We start from the raw sequence: 16,753 nt of genomic DNA, 5'->3' as shown, positions 1-16,753 counted from the left end.
CATCGCCATGTTTTGGTGTGCATGGTGTCTTCTAAATCCACCTGGTACACGTCATGGAAGGCTGCTTCTAGGAGTTTCCATTGGCCGATGATTTGCTGGTAGTCGATTGTCGTTTCTGGCCCTTTTTCGTGCTCCCGGTCGTAGTCTTCTTCCGGGATTTCGTACCACTCGTAGAGGCCCGTTTCTGGGTCGTATTCTCCTCGCCCGTATTTGTGGTGGAGGGCATCGACCCCGCCGGTGTCGCCCTCGCTAACACTTTTGGGTCACCACCTGAGTTCCAGTAGGCTTCGGCGGCTTCTCTGCCTGCGAGGAAGTCCCAGAACGCGGTGTCGGTCATGAGTTGGACGGCTTCTGCGGTGACACCGTCGTCGAGGAGCTGGGCGTGGAGTTTTTCGCCCAATATTTTTTGCGGGGTGGGGGAGTTGTCGTCGGTGAATTCGTAGTCGGGGAGTTCTTCGAGGTCTGGTGTTTCCCCGTCTTTGGTGTTTTTGATTTTTTGTTCGTTGCGTTGGCTGATGGTGACGATCTCGTTGACACGCGACTGGAAGAGCCGCAGTTCGATCCCGGTTTTAGCGTCGATGGGTGGGATCGTGTATTCCTTGAGGTCACCGTCGCGGGTGGGGACGCGGACGGTGATGTTTTCGTTGAATGCTTTGAAGTCTTCGAAGCTCATGGTGGTTCCTTTCGTGGTGGAGGGTGCAGGGGCCGGCCCCTGTTTTTGCGGGCCACCACGCCCCCGCGGGCTGGCCCCTGCACCGGCATAAAAAAGGCCCCTGTGGGCCTGGCTGGTTATTCGGTTGTGGTCTCGTTGTCGAATTCTAGTGTTTCTGTGTCGGGTGCGGTGTCCCCTTCTGAAACCGGTTCCGATCCTGGTTCCGGCGTCTCAGGTTCAGGAGGGGTTACTGTTCCCCCATTTCCCCCGTTTGGCCGGTGTTCTTGGCCGGGTTGTCGATGTGCCGGCGACCGCCGTTACCTTGGAGCGTGACGTTCACGGTGCGCAGGTCGGTTGCGGACCCTCCTTGGGGTTCCCACTGGACGGTGGCTACACCTTCGTAGGCTTCGTCGCCACCGTCACGCTCATACCACCGGCATTCGACCATGGAGTCGGAACCGAACTTGTCGTGGGCGTTCTGTAACACCTGTTGTCCCTTGTCGAGGGCGTTCGATTCGGTGTCCATTTTGGAGATCATCCCCAGCCGGAGGGACCAGCCTTGCATGGTTTTTTCTTGGGAGGTCCACCCGTCGTTGTCGTAGTCGGTGGTGTCTTCGAAATTGGGTTCGAACCCTGGGGTTAGGTTGTTGATTCCGCGGACGCGCACGAATTCTTGTGCCCCGTTCAGGGGTCGCACTTCGACCGCGTAGTCGCGGGCCAGCTTGGAGGCTAGCACGTTTTCTGCCATGATCGTTCATCCTTTCAGACGTGAAGGGGTTTATTTGTCGAGGTAGAAATAGTAGTTGTCGGTGATCTCGTACTGGTTGTTCTGGTCTGCGCCTAGGTCTGCCAACGAGTGGCGCCAGATCAACGGCACATGGTGGCCTCCTAGGTTGATGTTGGATCGCCCGTGAATGTGGTCGTGGAGCCTGTCCACGAGGATGATTAGCGGGCGCGGGTCTGGGCTGGCTGACCGGTACCTGACCTGGATGGCGCGTTCGTCAACGCGGGGTTGTGCGTCCACCCTGGCCACGTAGGGGGTGACGCCGATCAGTTTCGCGGGGGTGTGGGGGAGCCTGCCCACCACGATGCCCCAGTCGTCTGGCTGGTAGAGTCCGTCCTCGTTCCAGGTGCCCACACCGGCTTCTACCATGAGGGCGATGAAACCGGCGGTTGTTTCGAGGGTGATACTGTCGCGGATCGGTCCCGTGTTCACTGTTATCGCGCTTTCTTTGTCGCGTCCCTGATGATTTGGCCCATCACGGTACGTGTCATATTCGCTCCCGTTTCCAGGTATTTTGCTTGACCGTCCCGGTGGTGGTAGCCCAGTTCCTCGTGCTGTCGTACCGCGTACGGCAGGTTGGTGGACACTGACGCCACCAGGCCGTTAGGTGTCGCCTCATTGACGACCAGTGACCCGCGTAGCCTGCTGGTGTCTAATGGGGTGAGTGGGACCGAGGTGGCCCGCAAATGTTCTGCAGCATTGTTTAGCCCACGGGCTGAGGCGTCTTCGATGGCTGAATTGATGGCCCTGCCATTCCATGAAAAGTCGCTCACGTTTCGCCCCTGTTGTGTTGGCTGTTATTCGAGGTGTAGCACCATGTGGGATAGCCCGCCCGGGTGGTCGTAGTGGTCTACGGTGATGACCCGGGACCGTTTCTCGAAAGTGGTGCCCGGGTGGGTGGTGACCATTGACCCTGCCGGGATGTTCGCAGGCTCAGTGTATACGGTGGTGGACGCCACTTGTTCGGTGCCGGAACGGTTAGTGACCAGGTGTGTGCCACCTTCAACTAGGCATCTTGGATGGTGCACTGGTTCGCCCCACCGGTCGCCGTACGCGCCAGCCCCCAAGTGTGGTTCGACCACAATCGTGTGGGGGAGTAGGCGCCCTGGGATGCGTGGTGTTCTCACCTGGCACCACCCACTGTCGGGTTGATGAGTCCCTCTAGTTTGAGTAGCCGTACCACGTTCGGGTTCACTTTCTCTGGCGCCCCAGTGGTGGCCGGCCCGGTGGCGTCGAACTTAAGCGAACCAAGCTGTGATGGTGTGTTCGTGTAGTCGCCGGCCCCGCCGGTAACTTCGTCAGACCACGCCACCTGCATGATGGTTGCCTGCTTGAACGTTTCCGCCACGTCACGATCTGCTGGGTGCCCGTCACGTGTGGTTTGGTAGACGGCTGACCGGGTGAGTTCTGCCACCACCAGGGAGGCTTCAACGATACGGTCCTGCACGTCAGGTAGGCCCGCCAAATCTGCTGGCAGGTCGCCTGGTGTCGCGTACACTCTCACCACGGTTACCGTCACCTACTAACTGTTTGTTTCGCCGGTGGATCGCCCGGATGTGGACCCGCCAGCCTTGTTGTGCGCATCAATGGTTGCCCGGGTTTCGCGGACCGCGTCCGCCAACCTGTTCAGTTTGTCAGTGAAACCCGGTTCACCGGTCTTGAACGATGGCACTTTGTGTTTCCAAGCCATGATCTGACCTCCTGCGGTTACGGTGCCACATCAGGGGTGGTGTCAGGGGTGGTGTCATCGTCAAACACGATCTTCACACCACGCACAAACTCGGTATCACCGGTCGGGTCGGTCGGGTCGGCCAAATCCTCGATGTGGTTGACACCCAAGAAAGTGCCAAGGAATGCACGATCCGAGTCGTTCCTTGAGTCCAAGGACTCCCAGTAGGTCATGGCCACGCCCGCACTGACAGCAGACGAGGAGAACGGCACCGACCGTGCAGGGTTGGGTGCACGGAACACGGCGGGGAACGCGGTCGGGTGGAACACGTACAAAGCGTTCGGGTCGATCACGTCGGAGCCGTACAGGTTGTGGCCGGCGATGCGACCAATCTGTGCGTCACGCAGTGCCGAATCTGAACCGGAACGGTCCACATCCACCAGGGTGGGGTCTTTCAGTGCGCGTGCTTCCACTTCGGAACCAACAACGGCGACACGACCAATACGGGGTACACGGTGCTGGTTGAGGAACTTGTTAGCGTCAACCAGCGAGTTGTACACGGCACGGTCACCAGTGCCGGCGGTAATGGTTTCCTTATATGGGGCTTCGCGAATGGTTTCAGCGATGCGCTGTTCTGCGCCCTCGGCGACAACATTCACCATGGGGGTGAGAACCTGGGCGCCAAAATCGGCAATGTCCAGGGTTTGTTCTTCACGCAACAACTGGACAGCCTTGTACAGGTAGGTGTCCAGCTTCACTTCGTGGTAGCCCTCGACCAGGTCGTCGGTGACAATTTCACGGTTGCTGTCACGCCACGCCAGTTCGCGGGCGGGGGTGAGCTCGGCGGGGCGTCGAATCTTGACCGTGTCGCCACGTGGACCCACGGCGCCCTGGTAGTTGGATTCTGCGTCACGCCACACCAGGTTCGGCAGGATGACCTCTTTGGTCAGCAGGCCGAGTGCGGCGTCCACAAGGGTTTCGGCTTTGACAAGTCGGTTCGCCATCTCCTTGTTCCTTTCTGTGGTTAGAACCGGTTTTTGCCTCTAATGAGGTCGGCTAGTTGTTCTGGGGTTTTCTTTTGGGCTTCTTTTTGCCCGTTGTTGAGTTCCCCGCCGGACCGGTTGGGCACCTGGCCTGCGGACCGTAGTCTGGGGTTGTTGTCCACCGCTTCGGCGATGGTTGTCTCAATGGTTTCGGCGAAGTTTTCGCCCGTCGGGTCGAGTTCTCCTAGTTGGTTGATGAACGCCCGGGAGTCGAGGAGCGCCTCCGGGTCTGCCCCGTGTTTGATGGCTGACCGGTGTACGGCTAGTTCGATGATTGCTTGCCGTTCCCGGTTGCGTGCTTGCTCGACCTGTTCGGTGAGTTTTGCGGGGTCTGGTGCACTGTCGGTGTCGTCGATGATGCCTAGGGCCTTGCCAATTTGTTGGCTGATTTCTTCGCGTGCTTGTTGTGCCGCATTGTCGCGTGAAGTGGTGCGGTCACGGGCGTTTTCGCGTCGTAGCCGTTCAATTTCGGCTTTCGCGGTGTCTGGATTGTCCCACGGGTGGGTTTGGTTCTGGTCGGTGTCAGCGTTGTGGTGTTGCCCGGTGTCCTGTGTCTGGGCTTGTTCTTGTTGCCCGGTAGTGGTGTCCTGGCTGGCATCGTCTGTGGTGGGCTGGTGTTCACCGGTGTTAGTGGTGTTGTCGCTCATGTGTGGTTACCTCCTGGGTAAACGATTGTGTTGTGGTGGTCGTTTTTGTTTTCCTGGTTTGTGTCCGAGGTTTAGATTTTCGCGGTACCGTTTGCGGTTGAGCCCAGTTTTTTCGACATGGTCTTGGATCATGTTGTCTAACTGTTGGATTCTGGTCGCAGTTTCTGGTGACGGTGTGATGAGCATTTCGCGTTTTGCTCTTCGTGTTTCGCGTTCTAGGTGTCGGAGCCGGTCGCGCTCTTTCTCCAGCCCAGCATCGTATGTTGGGGCCTGTACTACTGGTTCGACCCCTGGCAGGTAGGCGACCTGGACGCACCGACAGTTTGGGTGGAATATCCCGCTCGTTCTGGCGTCTTCGATGGTGGCGTCCACGTTGATGGTCACCACACTGTCGTCCACCATGCTGTCCAGGTGGTAGGTGCCTGCCGGTGTGCCGTCCATGGCGAGAACACGGTTCGCCCATGGCCCGCACTGTTCGCACATGTCGTTACCGCCCACGATTTTGCAGAACCGGACACCGTTGTTTTTCATGGTGTGCTCGTGTTGTGCCCGGTAGGCTCGTGCCGTGGCGGTCCGTGACGCCATTTCCACATAGGAGGCCAGGTTCCAGCGACGCCCGGCCCGGTCCGTGTACCCGGTGATACCACGGTTGATGAGTTGCCGCCACGGCCTGACCTGGTCGCGTTTACGGTTACCACCAGCCACCACAGCATGAAGCACACTGTCACCAATCACGCTCCGGTAAATGTCGTCTGGTGCACGCAATATTCTTGCCCGCACATCAGTCAGTGCACTGTGCAGGTCTGAGGCGATGCTGTAGGCGGCCGGCGCCATGCTCCCTGCCATCAGGTCACCGACTGGTAGTGACCGTAGCTGTGCGAGCGCTGACGCTAACCCTTCTTGTTGTGCACGTTCGATCAGGAGTCGGATTTCGTCGTCGGTGATGTTTTCTAAATGTTTGACAAGGGTGTCTGCGGTGGCCCTGCCTTTTTGTAGTGTCCGCCAGTTTTGTGCATCCCACCCGAGTGTTTCCGGTGGCTTGTTTGCTAGTTCTACGATCAGCTGGTGTTCTGCTTGCGCGTACGCGTTGGCCACCCTGTAGGCAATGTCTTCGACTAGTTCGTTCAGTGGTGTGGTGGCCGGTGGTGTCCATTTGATGACCATGCCAGCCCCCGTTGTGTGGTGTTGTGGTGTTTAGTTATCTGCCCGGTACAGTGTCCCAGGGTCAACTATTGGGTAGTCGGTGGCGCGTTCTGCCACAATCTTTTGGACTTCGTCATTGACGGCGTCGCGGTCCCAGTTCGGGTGGAGCATGCGCACCATCGTGTCGGTGGATGCGACCTCTGCGACGCGCAGGTCTTTGGCTGTTTGTGCCAGCTCGTGTTGGTCTTGTTGGATTGTTTCTTGGAATTTCACTTGTGGCGGTGTGTCGTAGCGTTCGCCCCCGTAAATGGTGGCGTCAATGTTCAACACTGTTTGGATGAATGGTCCCAACCGTGACGACCAGTACCTGGTTTTTTTGGCCCTGGTGCGTTTCGACATGTTTTCGCGGGCCTTCACCTCGGTTGCCGTAGTAGATACCGCCATCGGGTCATCGCCGAAAGTTGAGGGCGAATAGCCGGCACTTCGCAGGATTGCGCGCACGAGTTCTAGCACGGTTTGGCGGTGTTCTTCGTGGCGTATCCCAAACTGGTGGGCTTCAATGGTGGGGGCTTGTTGCATGGACCCGAGAAAGTCCATGCCGTCATAGATTTCACGGTCCGTATCAAAGATGGTTCCGTGCCCTGGGCCACGTGTTTCTAGCATAGAATTTGGGACAATCAGTCGGGCCTTAGCCAACCGAATATCGCGCATCCATGACGAATATGTTTCGTCCAGGGCATCGAATAATGGTTCGATCCCCTCATAGTCGGACCGGCCAAGGGGCGCCAGCTGGTGGCTGGTCCGCCACACCCGCGAGGGCATCATGTTCGGTATATAGGTGGCGGTGAGTGTTGTCTCCCCGGTGGGAATACCGGACTCGCTGTCCACCACGTCAGCCAACCATGCCGTGTCGGGGTGGTCGACGAGTGGCACCTGTTGGCCCAAATGTGAGTGGTCGCCCTTGTATAGGCCGTGCAAGATTACGCCCGGTTCGTGTCGTTCGAGGTGACGGTACACCACACGCGTGTCTGTGTCTTCCAGGACGGTCCAGAATGTGACAGCGGTGAGTACACCCCACCTGAATTCTGGGTAAGCCCGGTCCGGGTGGACCACGTCGACCATCACGTGGTCGGTAAAGCTGGTGTCCCACACGGCCCGCAGGTAGACGCCGCAGAGGGCGGCCGCTACTTCGGCTGCTTCTAACAGGGTGGAGTGCATAGTTGGAGTGTTGGCTACCTGGTCGACACGTGTTTTCATGTGTTCTGGTGCGTCCTCGTCTAGCAGGACCCGGGGGGCTTCGGAGAATAGCAGGTCGGCGCTAATGGTAGCTAGGTCTGCGGGGACGGGCACGTGTAGGCGGGTGCGTGGTTCTCCGGCTGGTGCGGGTTTGCCCCAGAACATTCTGGAGACGGCGCCGATCATTCCGCCGGCGTATTGTAATGGGCGGTTGCGTGGCCGTAGGGTGCCCGCATATTCGCTGGACAGGGTGTCGGTGTTTCCGGTGTACCAGGCGTCGTGGACGCGCATGGCCTGGTAGGCGGGTTCGTGTTGTTTGGGTGGCCAGGGTATGGAGGTTTCAGGCAACGGCATGTTGTTCTCCTTCCCCTGGGTGTTGTTTTGCTTGTCTAACGTGTATTGGTTTCCAGTGTTGTTCTGTGGTGACGACCGCGTATCGTAGTGCGTCTATAGCGTGGTCGGCGCGTTTGATGGGTTTGTCTTCACCGTTCTCGGTGGCTTTCGGGTCCCACGCGTAGCCGGGCATTTCTTCGATCAGAGTTTTGCACGTGTCTGCCACATGTAGCCGGCCCTGGGATAGGAGGGACGCTAGGGTTCGGATGCCGTACAGCACGTTGTTGTCTGCTGGTGTGGCGTGCGTGCCCCTGGTGGCCAGTTCGGTGTGGAAGCTGGCCGCGGACGGGTCAATGATGATGTGGCGTGGGGTGCGCGGATCGTCTGGTGCGTGGGGGATGGCCAGCCATGTTTCGAGGTGGTTTGCTAGTTGTGCGTCGGTGAGTGGTTGCCTGGTGTCGCGTCCAGAGTGTGACCATTCGTGGATCGCGTACAGGTCACCGTCTAGCCCTATACCAAGGCTGATTGCTGCGGTGGCGTTGGATGTACCGTAGTCCACTCCGACGGCTAGGAGTTCGGCCATGGGTGGCAGGTCGTCCCAGGGCGTGATGTGGTGTTGTGGGTCCCACATGTTGAAGATGGCGCCTTCGCCGGCAACCCATTTACCTTCGATGAACCGTTCGTACCAGACGCCGGTGAATTCTTTTTTGATTGAGTTCTTGTAGGTTTCTTCTAGGGATGGGTTGTCGTCGATCGTAAACGCCCAGTGCCCCCAGTCTTTGAGGTCGCTACCAATGCGGTCTATGAATTTTGTTTTTGCCCAGTGCGCTGGCCCTTCAGGGTTGGTGGAGGCGAACAGTTTGGCCCCGGGCACGGACATGCGACCTAACAGCTGGGTGAAGAATTGTTCGTCGATGGTGGTGAGTTCGTCAACGTACGCACCGGATACGGTGAGGCCGCGAATTGTTTTTTCTGCTTTGGCGTCGGAGGCGCCAATAATGTGGATGGTTCGCCCTAGCGCGTTGATTGTGGGTGCCCCGTAGTTGCCTTTGACTTGTGTGGCGATGGGTCCGAACAGGTTGGGGTCTTGTAGGACGCTCACACAGTTTCTCCACACACTGTCGCGTGTGCGCCCGACCATGATGAGTTCGCCTCCGCGTGGTGCTCTGATGATGAAGGTTACCCAGCGGATGAGTGTGACGAGGGTTTTTCCGGACCGGATGGCGCCGGTGGTGAGGTTGACGCGGTGCCTGGATCCGGTGAGGTATTGGTGTTGTTTGGGGGAGAGGAGCCCGTTGAGTGTGGGCATGCGGTTCACCCCCCTCTTTGTTTTGTTATTTGGTGTCGTTGGGTATGCCGAGTTTGTCGGCGATCATTTCTATGAGGCTGATAGTATCGCTGATCCCGCCGTCGTCGTCGAAGCGTTCGAGTTGTTGGGATTTGTCGATGGCGATACCGTATGCGGTCATTTGGTCGCGTTTTTGTCTGGAGTCCCAGTCTGAGGTGTCCATTTGTTGGCGTAACCGGACGGCGGTTTCCATGGTGGCGAGGGCTTCTTGTGTTCTGAGTGCACGTATTTTTTCTAGTCGTGCTTTGGTGGCGGCCCGTGTGGTGGTGTTTGGTGTTTTTTGCGCTCCGGCTTGTTTGGCCCACCGGTTGATTGTTGATCGTGCGATGCCGGTTTTTTTGGCTGCTTCGCTGGGGCCTAGGGTAGTCCAGTAGTGGATGGCTTGTTCACGCACTTCTTTGGGGTAGGTGCGTGGCGTTGGTTTGTGTTTTGCCACGGTCACCTCCTGGGCGTGTGGCTTAGTAGAATGTTTTGTTTTTGTATGGGCCGGTTTGGTAGACGTCTGGTTCGAAGTTGTTTTGTACTTCGGGGCAGAGGTAGTCGGTGGAGGCTTCGACGATTCGTCCGGCCGTGTAGGGTTGTATGTCGTTGTTGTCGGCTGTGCTGGTGATGGTGCCTTGGATGACTCGCCCGTTGATGGTTTGTTGTTCTTCGAGGAGGTAGCACACGTGTTCGTAGCCGATGTGGAGTAGTTCTTCCCTGTTGCCGGTGACGTAGTGGTCGCCTAGTTGTTGGATGTAGGCGTTGTCTTGCAGGGTGGTGTCTGGGCTGGTTTGTGGTGTGGTGGGTTCTTCTTGGGTTTGGGTGCACCCTGTGAGGGCGAGTGTGGCGAGGCTGATGGTGGTGAGGGTGCGTGTGGTGGTGTTCATGTTCTCAAGTGTAGTGTGAACGCCCCTGGTTTTTGGGCGCGGTCGTTGACCCACTGTTTCGTATTGTACCAGTTTCAACTAGGTGTTTGGTAGTTGTTTTCGGATCAGGTGCCGGTATAGGGATACGGGTCGTACGGTGACGTGTCCGCCTTTGGTGCGCCGTTCGGGTTCGATAGTGCCGTCTTTGACGAGCTGTTGTATCCGGCGTGCGGTGATGTGGATTCCTAGCTCGTTTTTGAACCATTGTGACAGGTCGGGTGGGGTGCGGGCGTCGAACGCGTGATGCCGCATTTTTTCGGCAACTTCAGCGGGGGTTAGTTTGTCTGTGTTTTCTCCGTACAGGATGGCGTGCGCCTGGTTCATGTCACGGGTGCAACCGGTCACTACTTTGGCGGCATCTTTGCGGGCTGGTAGTGCGTCCATGAGCCCGGGCCAGTGGTGTGTGAGGTTCCACCAGGTTTGCCAGATGTTGAACCTGATGTCGCCGTCGCTGGTCCGGGTGTTTCGTTTTTCTTTGTTGATTGTTGCTGGCTGTTCTTGGCCGATGGCGACTTGGTGGAGGGTGTACAGGTCTTGTGTGGTGATCTGGTCGAACTGGTCACGGACCGTGTTAGCGCAGTGGTAGCAGACGGTGGTGTGGGGTGTTGGCCGGTCGCACCATGGTGTTTCGCATTCGTGGTCACAGGTGTTTTCCAATACTTCCTTCTCCTGTCATACAGTGCTGGCATACCCAGGACCCGGGGCTGGTTTGGATTGTTCCGGGTTGTTGGCATAGCCAGCATGGTGTGCGGGTGGTCATGGGCGACCGGTTTGGGTGAGGTTGCCTGCGATACGGCGTAGTAGTTGGGGTAGTTGTTTGGTGGTGTAGCCGGTGTGGGCTACGTGAAAGTTTTGTGGGTATTTTTTGGTGGCGCCGGTTGGGGTGATAACAATCATTTGGTGGCCGAGGGTTGAGTAGTGGTGTTGGGTGGTGACACGCATCGTATAGCCCTTGATGGTGGGGGGTGTGGTGTTCCTTATCATACCAGGTGCGACTGGTTGTGTCTGGTATTATTGCGTGCGTTTTATCTTAGCCACGGTGTGGTTGTCAATCTTTCGTTTTGTGTATACTGGGTGTTGTAGTGGCTAGCTAGTGATGGTTCCACTGCCCGTAGCGGTAAACGGTATCTACCGCAAGGAGTGCTCAGCGCTAAGTCATTTTTGTGGCGACCATACCTCCAGGTGTGGCCCTTATTTGCTGTGCCTTTTTCTTGTTTGGGTGTGATGCTTTAGGGGGATGGCCCGGGGAGACGTGTTTGTGTGTCTCTCCGGGCTGTTTTTTATTGGGTGTGTTTTTCGTTTTCTTCGAGGATGTCTTTCGTTGCTTTGAGCAGTGGTGTTTCGTGAGAATCTATGAGTCTCTTTAGCTCTTGAGGGTCAGCGGGCAACGGTTCCCGTTTTATGCTCGCTTGTTCCTCCAACTGTGAATAGATACGGTTATGCGCAAATAACTGTTGGTCGCGTAACGCCGACATCAGCTCGTTGTTGTCCTTGCTGGCGCGTTTCACTTCCTCGATAAGGCCCTTATACAGGTCTTGGGTACGCCGTATTGAGCCTAGAATTTGGACGGCTGCATGAAAGATCTTCATGAACAGCTCGGACTCGCCGTCAGTGTGGATCATGTTGAGGTACGAGTCGATAGTTACGTTCCCTACGTGCTCAATCTCGTTTAGTGGCAGGGCCCCTGGTATGTCATAGAGCGCCATGAGGTTTACATTCAGAATGTCAGCTACTGCCAACATCTCATCGGCGGCCATCGCACGTTTGCCAGCTTCCATCATGTAAACCGTTGAAGCCGACCACGGCTTGATAAACGACTTTCCGGTTTTGTCTGTTTTAGGTAGCCGCTCTCCCAGTTGTTTACCGAACTCTTTAGCTGTTAGCCGTCTCTCTTCCCGTAGGGCTTTGATATTCATGCCGATGAGTTGGCTGGTGGTGATGTTCATGGTTGTTCTCCCGTGGTGTCTTGGAGTGCTTGGGTGTATAGGTGTTGGGCTGTTTCGGCGATGTGGCGGAGTCGTTCGCGGTTTTTGTGGTTTTGGTGTTGGGCGATTTCTTGGGGTGTTTCTGGTTCGCCTAGGAGTTGGGTGACTCTTATGTCGAATGCTCGCGTGTAGCCTATGAGTTCGTTGACTGTTATCCGTCGCCCCGCTTTTTCGGTCTTGTGGATTCCACTGGGGTCGATGTGGTGACCGACCTCTTTCATGCGGTTGGCGAGGGCCTGGTATGTCCACCCGCGTGTTAGGCGGAGTTTTTGTATTTTCTTAGCTATCGCTCGTTCTGTGTTGATGCTCATGGTCATTTCCCTTTGTTTCTGTAGAGGTTGACCATGGTTTGTTGGTGGTCGTGTTCGAGTTGGTCGCTGATGTTGTCGAGGAATTGCAGGGCGTTTTGGTGTGCTATGACGTGTGCGTCGGCGTTTGTGGTGGTGTGTTCGGTTTCGCCGAGTAGTTCGCCGATTGTGGCGTTGAGGGTGATGGCATAACTCACGAGTTCATCGACGGTGATACGCCGCTTAGTTATCTCGGTCTTTTGTATGGCGCTGGGGTGGATATCGCAACCGACGGCTTTCATCTGCTCAGCTAGCGCGTGGTACGAAAGCCCCTTGGCTTCTCTTATCTCACGTATTTTTTTGGCTACTCGTTGCTCTACTTCGATTGTTCGTGTCTTGTATTGGATCGGCATTTTTGTTCTCCTGGTTGTTGCTGGTTTCGTCTGTGCGCCGGTCTGAGGTGTTTTTAGAATGGCGGGTGGGTGTCTAGTCGTTTCTGGTCTGTTCGTGGCTCCTGGGCCTGGTTTTGTGCGTCCTCGTGGGTGCCTTGGGTTTCTGAGGGTGTGGTTTTGGCGGGCAGGTGCTTCCCGATCATGTCTCTCGGCCGGTCTCCGACCTTCACGTCGGCATGGCACGCCCGGCACGTGCTGGCCGGCTCCCAGTTATGGTCCACACACCTGGGGCTTGCATCTCGCACCCGGGCTGGCGCGGTTTTGTCCCAGTGCGCTCCGGGCTGGGGGTAGAGGTTCGGGGTCCTCATCCTCGCTTCTGGTGCCGTGTAGGCGATCAGTGCCTGGACGGCGTGGGTGAAGTTTTCGGCCTGGTCGAACGTGTCCTCGCGGAGTTGTTGCCGCCACACTTGACCGGGTTTGTTGTGCGCCCAGTCGGGTCTGAGCGCAAGGGCGAGGTAGTGGAGCGCGTTACCCTCAGCACTGTTGAGCTGGTACGGCATACGGGGTCCTCCTTCCGGTGAATTTTTTGATCATTTTTCGGCGGCGACGTGGCGGGTGGCGAGTGCTGGGGGTAGTCCCGCGGGTCTCACACGCGCACGCACGCGCACGCGGTCTGGTGGTCACCTTTTTCGCCGTCGATGCTTTAACTGTTGTTTTTCAAAAGGTGAGTTAAGTACTTAAGGTGAGTTAAGAGTGTTAACGTTAACGTGCATTGCACGTGCATATGCTTTTGCAGTGCAACTTGGATTCAACTTGCAATGCAATTTGCATCCGTTTCAGCCCGTGTTTTTACTCCTCCGGGCGTTCAAATCTACGACCCCACTAGGGGTTTTGTGTTTTTGTTTCTCCCAACGCTTGTTGGCAGCAGCCCTACGTTTTTCGCTTAGCTGTTCTACGTACTCCTTGGTGGGCTGGTAGGTATCCCAGTTGGTGACCTGCCACCCACCCTGCACCACTTTCCACAGGCGGTGTTTCGCTAGCAGTTTCGCTTCCCGCCGGGTGCTGTGGATAAACGGTAGCGCGCCTGTGGGTATGTGCCCGTACGTGTTGTTCTCACCGCAATAAGCCAACGAGAACATGTACACGGCAGCCGCCCTGTAACCGTTCTGCTCTGACAACAGACCGAGCATCTTCTTATTCCTTGGGATACGTGTATCTAACCGCACCCACTCAAGCCCATCACTCATGGGGCTGGCTCCTTTCTTCAGGTTTTCGCAAACCGGCGACGGCGTATGTTTGAGCAGTCACTTAATTTGCTAAACTAGAAATTAGAAAAGTTAATATTTCTAGTACTTACCCAGGAGGTAAGACTCATGACTGTTATTAATGTGGCTAGTAATCCTGCCCAGAGCATTGGTCAAATGATCGGCCGGAGTTTCGTTAAGCGTTCGGGCTTAGACCAGCTTGGGAAAGCGTTCAAAACTCCAATGGTTGGCCCTATGGAGAACTTACGCGAGTCCTTAATTGCATCGCAGAAGTTCGCTTTCGAGGGTGCAGGTAAGGCGTTCGAATCCTCTGCGTACAACCTTTTCAAAGACGCCACCACAATTTTCAAAGACGCCACCAAAGACCTGACATTGTTTAAAGATCTACAGGTGGTACGCCCGGATCTCTTCGCTGACTTGAATCTGCCAGTACTAGATGCGCTACCAGACACCGATGCTCTAGACAGTCGTCCAAGCGTCGACGTTGACGTTAGAGAAGAAACCCCAACATGGGTTCTCAAAGCTAAAGCTTTTGTGGTCGAAACGCTCCACAAGCTAGTTGCGGCGATGGTGGTTGAAGTAGCCAAAGAACCAGCTTGGGAGTTTTTGTGCTTTATATGGGCTTGGACCTGCAACATTTTTCTCCGTGTGTTCACCCTAGTTTCTGATTGGTTGTCTCAGCTCAACGATTAGTCGCTCATCTAACACGCTCTTTTAATTCAGTGTGGTCTTCCGCTCGTTTCCGTAGCTCCCAGGTCCAACAGGACAGAAGTCGGAAGAATTCTCTTCTGCGGTGTCCCCACACTGTGTCTGCTTTGTCTAGGGCTTCCTGTCGGCCGTCTGGCTGGGTGTAGCCTATGTGTTTCCAGTGGACGTATACGTGCCATGCCAAGGTTTCTTGTTTGCTGCACATGTGCACGACTTGTTCACCGTTGGCAGCGCATTTGGTGACGACAAGGTGGCCTGCTCCTTCCCAAGTGTCGAGGAAGTTGTATAGCCTGGTGTGGCAGTTTTTGCAGTAGTATTTGCCGTCCTGGTAGTACCAGTCGACGTTCTCCCACGGATTGTCGTCTACCCACACGTGTGTCACCCGCCACGGGTTTTTCTCGTATCGTTTTTTTAGGTAGCGGCTCATGGTGTCCCACCCTGCTGGCTTGGTGTCCTTGGTTTGGTTTGGTGCGGCGGGTTGCAGGTAGTCGAAAATGGTTAGCTGCTGGTGGGTCATGGTGTGGTCTCTCGTAGTGTTGCCATTGTGAGTCTGTGGTCTCTAAGGGTTTTCCAGCTATCGACTTCTTGTTTTGCTTCCTCGTATGTGCAGTCGTTTGTTGTGATGGTTTCTTCTATGAGGATTTCGTCGACGAGGTCGTGCAGGTATATGCCGTGGCGGTGGCATTCTCTGATTTCTCGTGCTAGCTCCGTGGCTGGGTCGTTGTTTGTCTCGGCGTGCCTGTCGTAGATCACATCTGATAATAGGTTCGCCCAGTTGTCGTGCTCGAACCGCATTTCTTCTAGGTACCTGTAGTAGTCGCGTTTTCGTGCTTCTACCCGGTCTAGTCGCGTCCGGTATTCCTCAGCGTTCATCGTTTATTCCTTTAATGCTGTGATGTGTAGTGTGATTTTTGGTGTCAGTGTTTTGTTGCCTTGTCTGAGATCCGGTCCGATGAGGTGGTCGTTTGTGTCGTCTGGGATGACGCCTGCTTTCACAATTCCGTCAATGATTGGTTTTAGTGTGGGCATGAGGTTGTGTGCGTCGTATTTTCGGTTGTGTGTTTTGTGCGTGTACGCGAGCACATGTATTTTTTGGTATTTTTCTTTGATGTTCGCTAGGGCGATGATGGTCGCGTCTACCCGTAGTTTTTGTGATGCCCTGTACCTGACTGCCCATTGTGTGCGGTCGTTGCTGTTTAACCATTCGCTGACAGGTATTGTGAGTGTGTGGTCTGGTCCGCCGAGAACGTCGTTGATATATCCGTCTGGTAGTCCAAGTATCTCGTCTGGTGTCATCTAATCCTCCTGTTTCAGGTTCATTGCCGTTCTTCCCAGCCGGTTGGTACTTCCCAGCAGGTGATCTCGTATGGGTCCAGTATGTCGGTGTGCTCGTGTGTTTCGTTCAGGAATCCCTCGTAGTAGCGCTCTTCCCTGTTCGCCACGTACACGACCGGTTTTTCGTTATCTTCTATGTCGTCTGGCCAGTCAGCGTCTAGTACCTTGATGACTGGGTGCTCGTCCGGGTTAGGGTGATTTACTGGCTTGCGTTTGACATATATTTGTTCTCTATCGTCGATGTCATCACCGATGTAGAATATGTATCCAATTTCAGTAAAGACGGAGTTCTCTTTTTGGAAAGTCACTGCGTCTTGTCGAAATTGGTAGTGCCTGTAGTCGCTGTCTCTGTAGTCAAGGACTGCGCGTATCATGTCGCCGGGTTTGAATTGCACATTCCCAGGTTCCACCTGTTCCCAGCCGTCCTGTTCTAGTGTGGGATCGTCTAGCGTGACGCTCTGGTCGAATGCTTGATAGATCCGGTGTCGCTCCTGCTCGGTCAACAGCGCCCAGACAGGCGGTTTGCGATCGATATCGATTTGATACCAAAAGATCTGGTATAGCTTGACGATTTCGTCTTGAGTGAGCTTTCGTCCCATTAGCGTATTCTCCGTTTCGTGTAGTTTCGTGTGTTGTTGTTGAGATCCCAGATGGTGCCACACCTGCACCGCGCCCAGTCGCAGTCGTGGTCGCAGTGTGGTGCGCAGAAGCTGGCGGGACAATTACAGTTAGGGCAGACTGGTTCTGTCGTGGTCATTTCAATCCCCCTACACCTCGTGCACGACGTGCCATGATGTAGTCGTATAACCCCGGTTCAATCGTGTGTATGTGTTGTAGTTCGGCGCCGGTGAAGGGTGTCATTGACGTGACCTGGATAATCTGTCGTGGCGGTTTGCCGTTGTTGTGTTTGTATAGTCGCCGGTGGCAGGACACGCAGAGGCCGGTCTTGTATCCGCTGACGGTGCCGGGGTGGTCTTTTGCCCGCCACCATTGGGGCCTGATGTCCCGGTCACAGTTT

At 55.8% G+C, this 16,753-nt stretch carries 24 protein-coding genes; 1 reads left to right on the top strand and 23 read right to left on the bottom strand.

Annotation, left to right across the window (positions count from 1 at the left end):
* Nucleotides 1-67: 67 nt before the first annotated feature.
* The 19 genes from DCC24_RS03300 to DCC24_RS03215 all read right to left on the bottom strand — a co-directional run bounded on the left by DCC24_RS03300 (nucleotide 68) and on the right by DCC24_RS03215 (nucleotide 13,674).
* On the bottom strand, nucleotides 68-673 hold the full coding sequence (locus DCC24_RS03300; protein ID WP_110098468.1) for a hypothetical protein: 606 nt from the start codon (nucleotides 671-673) through the stop codon (nucleotides 68-70).
* Between the two features lie 226 nt (nucleotides 674-899).
* A complete protein-coding gene (locus DCC24_RS03295) occupies nucleotides 900-1,400 on the bottom strand; it encodes a phage tail tube protein (RefSeq protein WP_110098467.1) in 501 nt (166 codons plus the stop codon).
* Nucleotides 1,401-1,430: 30 nt separating this feature from the next.
* A complete protein-coding gene (locus DCC24_RS03290; protein ID WP_110098466.1) occupies nucleotides 1,431-1,868 on the bottom strand; it encodes a minor capsid protein in 438 nt (145 codons plus the stop codon).
* A 2-nt stretch (nucleotides 1,869-1,870) separates the two neighbouring features.
* Complete coding sequence (locus DCC24_RS11950) at nucleotides 1,871-2,209, bottom strand: hypothetical protein (protein ID WP_146206263.1); 339 nt, start codon at nucleotides 2,207-2,209, stop codon at nucleotides 1,871-1,873.
* A 350-nt stretch (nucleotides 2,210-2,559) separates the two neighbouring features.
* A complete protein-coding gene (locus DCC24_RS03285) occupies nucleotides 2,560-2,934 on the bottom strand; it encodes a hypothetical protein (protein WP_110098465.1) in 375 nt (124 codons plus the stop codon).
* Between the two features lie 209 nt (nucleotides 2,935-3,143).
* Entirely contained in the window at nucleotides 3,144-4,109 is a 966-nt protein-coding gene (locus DCC24_RS03280) for a P22 phage major capsid protein family protein (RefSeq protein WP_110098464.1), read from the bottom strand.
* Nucleotides 4,110-4,129: 20 nt separating this feature from the next.
* The gene (locus tag DCC24_RS03275) at nucleotides 4,130-4,795 is read right to left on the bottom strand and encodes a hypothetical protein (RefSeq protein WP_110098463.1); all 666 of its coding nucleotides are present in this window, start codon (nucleotides 4,793-4,795) and stop codon (nucleotides 4,130-4,132) included.
* 6 nt (nucleotides 4,796-4,801) lie between these two features.
* Complete coding sequence (locus tag DCC24_RS03270) at nucleotides 4,802-5,959, bottom strand: phage minor capsid protein (protein ID WP_110098462.1); 1,158 nt, start codon at nucleotides 5,957-5,959, stop codon at nucleotides 4,802-4,804.
* A 30-nt stretch (nucleotides 5,960-5,989) separates the two neighbouring features.
* On the bottom strand, nucleotides 5,990-7,528 hold the full coding sequence (locus tag DCC24_RS03265) for a phage portal protein (protein ID WP_110098461.1): 1,539 nt from the start codon (nucleotides 7,526-7,528) through the stop codon (nucleotides 5,990-5,992).
* A complete protein-coding gene (locus tag DCC24_RS03260) occupies nucleotides 7,515-8,816 on the bottom strand; it encodes a PBSX family phage terminase large subunit (protein WP_110098460.1) in 1,302 nt (433 codons plus the stop codon). Before DCC24_RS03260 ends, DCC24_RS03265 begins: the two co-directional genes overlap by 14 nt.
* A gap of 25 nt (nucleotides 8,817-8,841) precedes the next feature.
* Complete coding sequence (locus tag DCC24_RS03255) at nucleotides 8,842-9,291, bottom strand: hypothetical protein (protein ID WP_110098459.1); 450 nt, start codon at nucleotides 9,289-9,291, stop codon at nucleotides 8,842-8,844.
* 22 nt (nucleotides 9,292-9,313) lie between these two features.
* Nucleotides 9,314-9,724, bottom strand: coding sequence for a DUF732 domain-containing protein (locus tag DCC24_RS03250; RefSeq protein ID WP_110098458.1), 411 nt, complete (start codon nucleotides 9,722-9,724; stop codon nucleotides 9,314-9,316).
* Between the two features lie 78 nt (nucleotides 9,725-9,802).
* Nucleotides 9,803-10,420: a hypothetical protein gene (locus DCC24_RS03245; RefSeq protein ID WP_110098457.1), complete on the bottom strand. Its 618-nt coding sequence runs from the start codon at nucleotides 10,418-10,420 to the stop codon at nucleotides 9,803-9,805.
* Nucleotides 10,421-10,519: 99 nt separating this feature from the next.
* Nucleotides 10,520-10,705 carry a hypothetical protein gene (locus DCC24_RS03240; protein WP_110098456.1) on the bottom strand — a complete coding sequence of 62 codons (186 nt, stop codon included), beginning with the start codon at nucleotides 10,703-10,705 and terminating at the stop codon, nucleotides 10,520-10,522.
* A 338-nt stretch (nucleotides 10,706-11,043) separates the two neighbouring features.
* Nucleotides 11,044-11,709 (bottom strand): helix-turn-helix domain-containing protein, encoded by a 666-nt coding sequence (locus DCC24_RS03235; protein ID WP_110098455.1) that lies wholly within the window; start codon nucleotides 11,707-11,709, stop codon nucleotides 11,044-11,046.
* Nucleotides 11,706-12,059 (bottom strand): helix-turn-helix domain-containing protein, encoded by a 354-nt coding sequence (locus DCC24_RS03230; protein WP_110098454.1) that lies wholly within the window; start codon nucleotides 12,057-12,059, stop codon nucleotides 11,706-11,708. Before DCC24_RS03230 ends, DCC24_RS03235 begins: the two co-directional genes overlap by 4 nt.
* A 2-nt stretch (nucleotides 12,060-12,061) precedes the next feature.
* On the bottom strand, nucleotides 12,062-12,448 hold the full coding sequence (locus DCC24_RS03225) for a helix-turn-helix domain-containing protein (RefSeq protein ID WP_110098453.1): 387 nt from the start codon (nucleotides 12,446-12,448) through the stop codon (nucleotides 12,062-12,064).
* A 53-nt stretch (nucleotides 12,449-12,501) separates the two neighbouring features.
* Nucleotides 12,502-12,987: a hypothetical protein gene (locus DCC24_RS03220; protein WP_110098452.1), complete on the bottom strand. Its 486-nt coding sequence runs from the start codon at nucleotides 12,985-12,987 to the stop codon at nucleotides 12,502-12,504.
* Nucleotides 12,988-13,263: 276 nt separating this feature from the next.
* Nucleotides 13,264-13,674: a hypothetical protein gene (locus DCC24_RS03215; RefSeq protein ID WP_110098451.1), complete on the bottom strand. Its 411-nt coding sequence runs from the start codon at nucleotides 13,672-13,674 to the stop codon at nucleotides 13,264-13,266.
* A gap of 126 nt (nucleotides 13,675-13,800) precedes the next feature.
* On the opposite strand from DCC24_RS03215, the gene DCC24_RS03210 reads away from it, so the two are divergent.
* A complete protein-coding gene (locus DCC24_RS03210; RefSeq protein ID WP_110098450.1) occupies nucleotides 13,801-14,385 on the top strand; it encodes a hypothetical protein in 585 nt (194 codons plus the stop codon).
* Between the two features lie 4 nt (nucleotides 14,386-14,389).
* Here DCC24_RS03210 and DCC24_RS03205 read toward each other — a convergent pair whose 3' ends face one another.
* The 4 genes from DCC24_RS03205 to DCC24_RS03190 are packed head-to-tail and all read right to left on the bottom strand — an operon-like array spanning nucleotide 14,390 to nucleotide 16,334.
* Nucleotides 14,390-14,917 carry a TFIIB-type zinc finger domain-containing protein gene (locus DCC24_RS03205; RefSeq protein ID WP_110098449.1) on the bottom strand — a complete coding sequence of 176 codons (528 nt, stop codon included), beginning with the start codon at nucleotides 14,915-14,917 and terminating at the stop codon, nucleotides 14,390-14,392.
* A complete protein-coding gene (locus DCC24_RS03200) occupies nucleotides 14,914-15,273 on the bottom strand; it encodes a hypothetical protein (RefSeq protein WP_110098448.1) in 360 nt (119 codons plus the stop codon). The genes DCC24_RS03205 and DCC24_RS03200 overlap by 4 nt, the downstream gene beginning before the upstream one ends.
* A gap of 3 nt (nucleotides 15,274-15,276) precedes the next feature.
* Nucleotides 15,277-15,696 carry a hypothetical protein gene (locus tag DCC24_RS03195; RefSeq protein WP_110098447.1) on the bottom strand — a complete coding sequence of 140 codons (420 nt, stop codon included), beginning with the start codon at nucleotides 15,694-15,696 and terminating at the stop codon, nucleotides 15,277-15,279.
* 20 nt (nucleotides 15,697-15,716) lie between these two features.
* Nucleotides 15,717-16,334 (bottom strand): hypothetical protein, encoded by a 618-nt coding sequence (locus DCC24_RS03190; protein ID WP_110098446.1) that lies wholly within the window; start codon nucleotides 16,332-16,334, stop codon nucleotides 15,717-15,719.
* Nucleotides 16,335-16,753: the final 419 nt, after the last annotated feature.

This window comes from Auritidibacter sp. NML100628 (genome assembly GCF_003185985.1).
Taxonomy (GTDB): domain Bacteria; phylum Actinomycetota; class Actinomycetes; order Actinomycetales; family Micrococcaceae; genus Auritidibacter; species Auritidibacter ignavus.
This window is presented reverse-complemented; position numbering and strand designations above follow the sequence as displayed.

Coding starts and splice junctions, on each gene's coding strand:
- DCC24_RS03300 (WP_110098468.1), bottom strand. CDS start 673: ATGAGCTTCGAAGACTTCAAAGCATTCAACGAAAACATCACCGTCCGC.
- DCC24_RS03295 (WP_110098467.1), bottom strand. CDS start 1,400: ATGGCAGAAAACGTGCTAGCCTCCAAGCTGGCCCGCGACTACGCGGTC.
- DCC24_RS03280 (WP_110098464.1), bottom strand. CDS start 4,109: ATGGCGAACCGACTTGTCAAAGCCGAAACCCTTGTGGACGCCGCACTC.
- DCC24_RS03275 (WP_110098463.1), bottom strand. CDS start 4,795: ATGAGCGACAACACCACTAACACCGGTGAACACCAGCCCACCACAGAC.
- DCC24_RS03270 (WP_110098462.1), bottom strand. CDS start 5,959: ATGGTCATCAAATGGACACCACCGGCCACCACACCACTGAACGAACTA.
- DCC24_RS03265 (WP_110098461.1), bottom strand. CDS start 7,528: ATGCCGTTGCCTGAAACCTCCATACCCTGGCCACCCAAACAACACGAA.
- DCC24_RS03260 (WP_110098460.1), bottom strand. CDS start 8,816: ATGCCCACACTCAACGGGCTCCTCTCCCCCAAACAACACCAATACCTC.
- DCC24_RS03250 (WP_110098458.1), bottom strand. CDS start 9,724: ATGAACACCACCACACGCACCCTCACCACCATCAGCCTCGCCACACTC.
- DCC24_RS03240 (WP_110098456.1), bottom strand. CDS start 10,705: ATGCGTGTCACCACCCAACACCACTACTCAACCCTCGGCCACCAAATG.
- DCC24_RS03235 (WP_110098455.1), bottom strand. CDS start 11,709: ATGAACATCACCACCAGCCAACTCATCGGCATGAATATCAAAGCCCTA.
- DCC24_RS03230 (WP_110098454.1), bottom strand. CDS start 12,059: ATGAGCATCAACACAGAACGAGCGATAGCTAAGAAAATACAAAAACTC.
- DCC24_RS03225 (WP_110098453.1), bottom strand. CDS start 12,448: ATGCCGATCCAATACAAGACACGAACAATCGAAGTAGAGCAACGAGTA.
- DCC24_RS03220 (WP_110098452.1), bottom strand. CDS start 12,987: ATGCCGTACCAGCTCAACAGTGCTGAGGGTAACGCGCTCCACTACCTC.
- DCC24_RS03215 (WP_110098451.1), bottom strand. CDS start 13,674: ATGAGTGATGGGCTTGAGTGGGTGCGGTTAGATACACGTATCCCAAGG.
- DCC24_RS03210 (WP_110098450.1), top strand. CDS start 13,801: ATGACTGTTATTAATGTGGCTAGTAATCCTGCCCAGAGCATTGGTCAA.
- DCC24_RS03205 (WP_110098449.1), bottom strand. CDS start 14,917: ATGACCCACCAGCAGCTAACCATTTTCGACTACCTGCAACCCGCCGCA.
- DCC24_RS03200 (WP_110098448.1), bottom strand. CDS start 15,273: ATGAACGCTGAGGAATACCGGACGCGACTAGACCGGGTAGAAGCACGA.
- DCC24_RS03195 (WP_110098447.1), bottom strand. CDS start 15,696: ATGACACCAGACGAGATACTTGGACTACCAGACGGATATATCAACGAC.
- DCC24_RS03190 (WP_110098446.1), bottom strand. CDS start 16,334: ATGGGACGAAAGCTCACTCAAGACGAAATCGTCAAGCTATACCAGATC.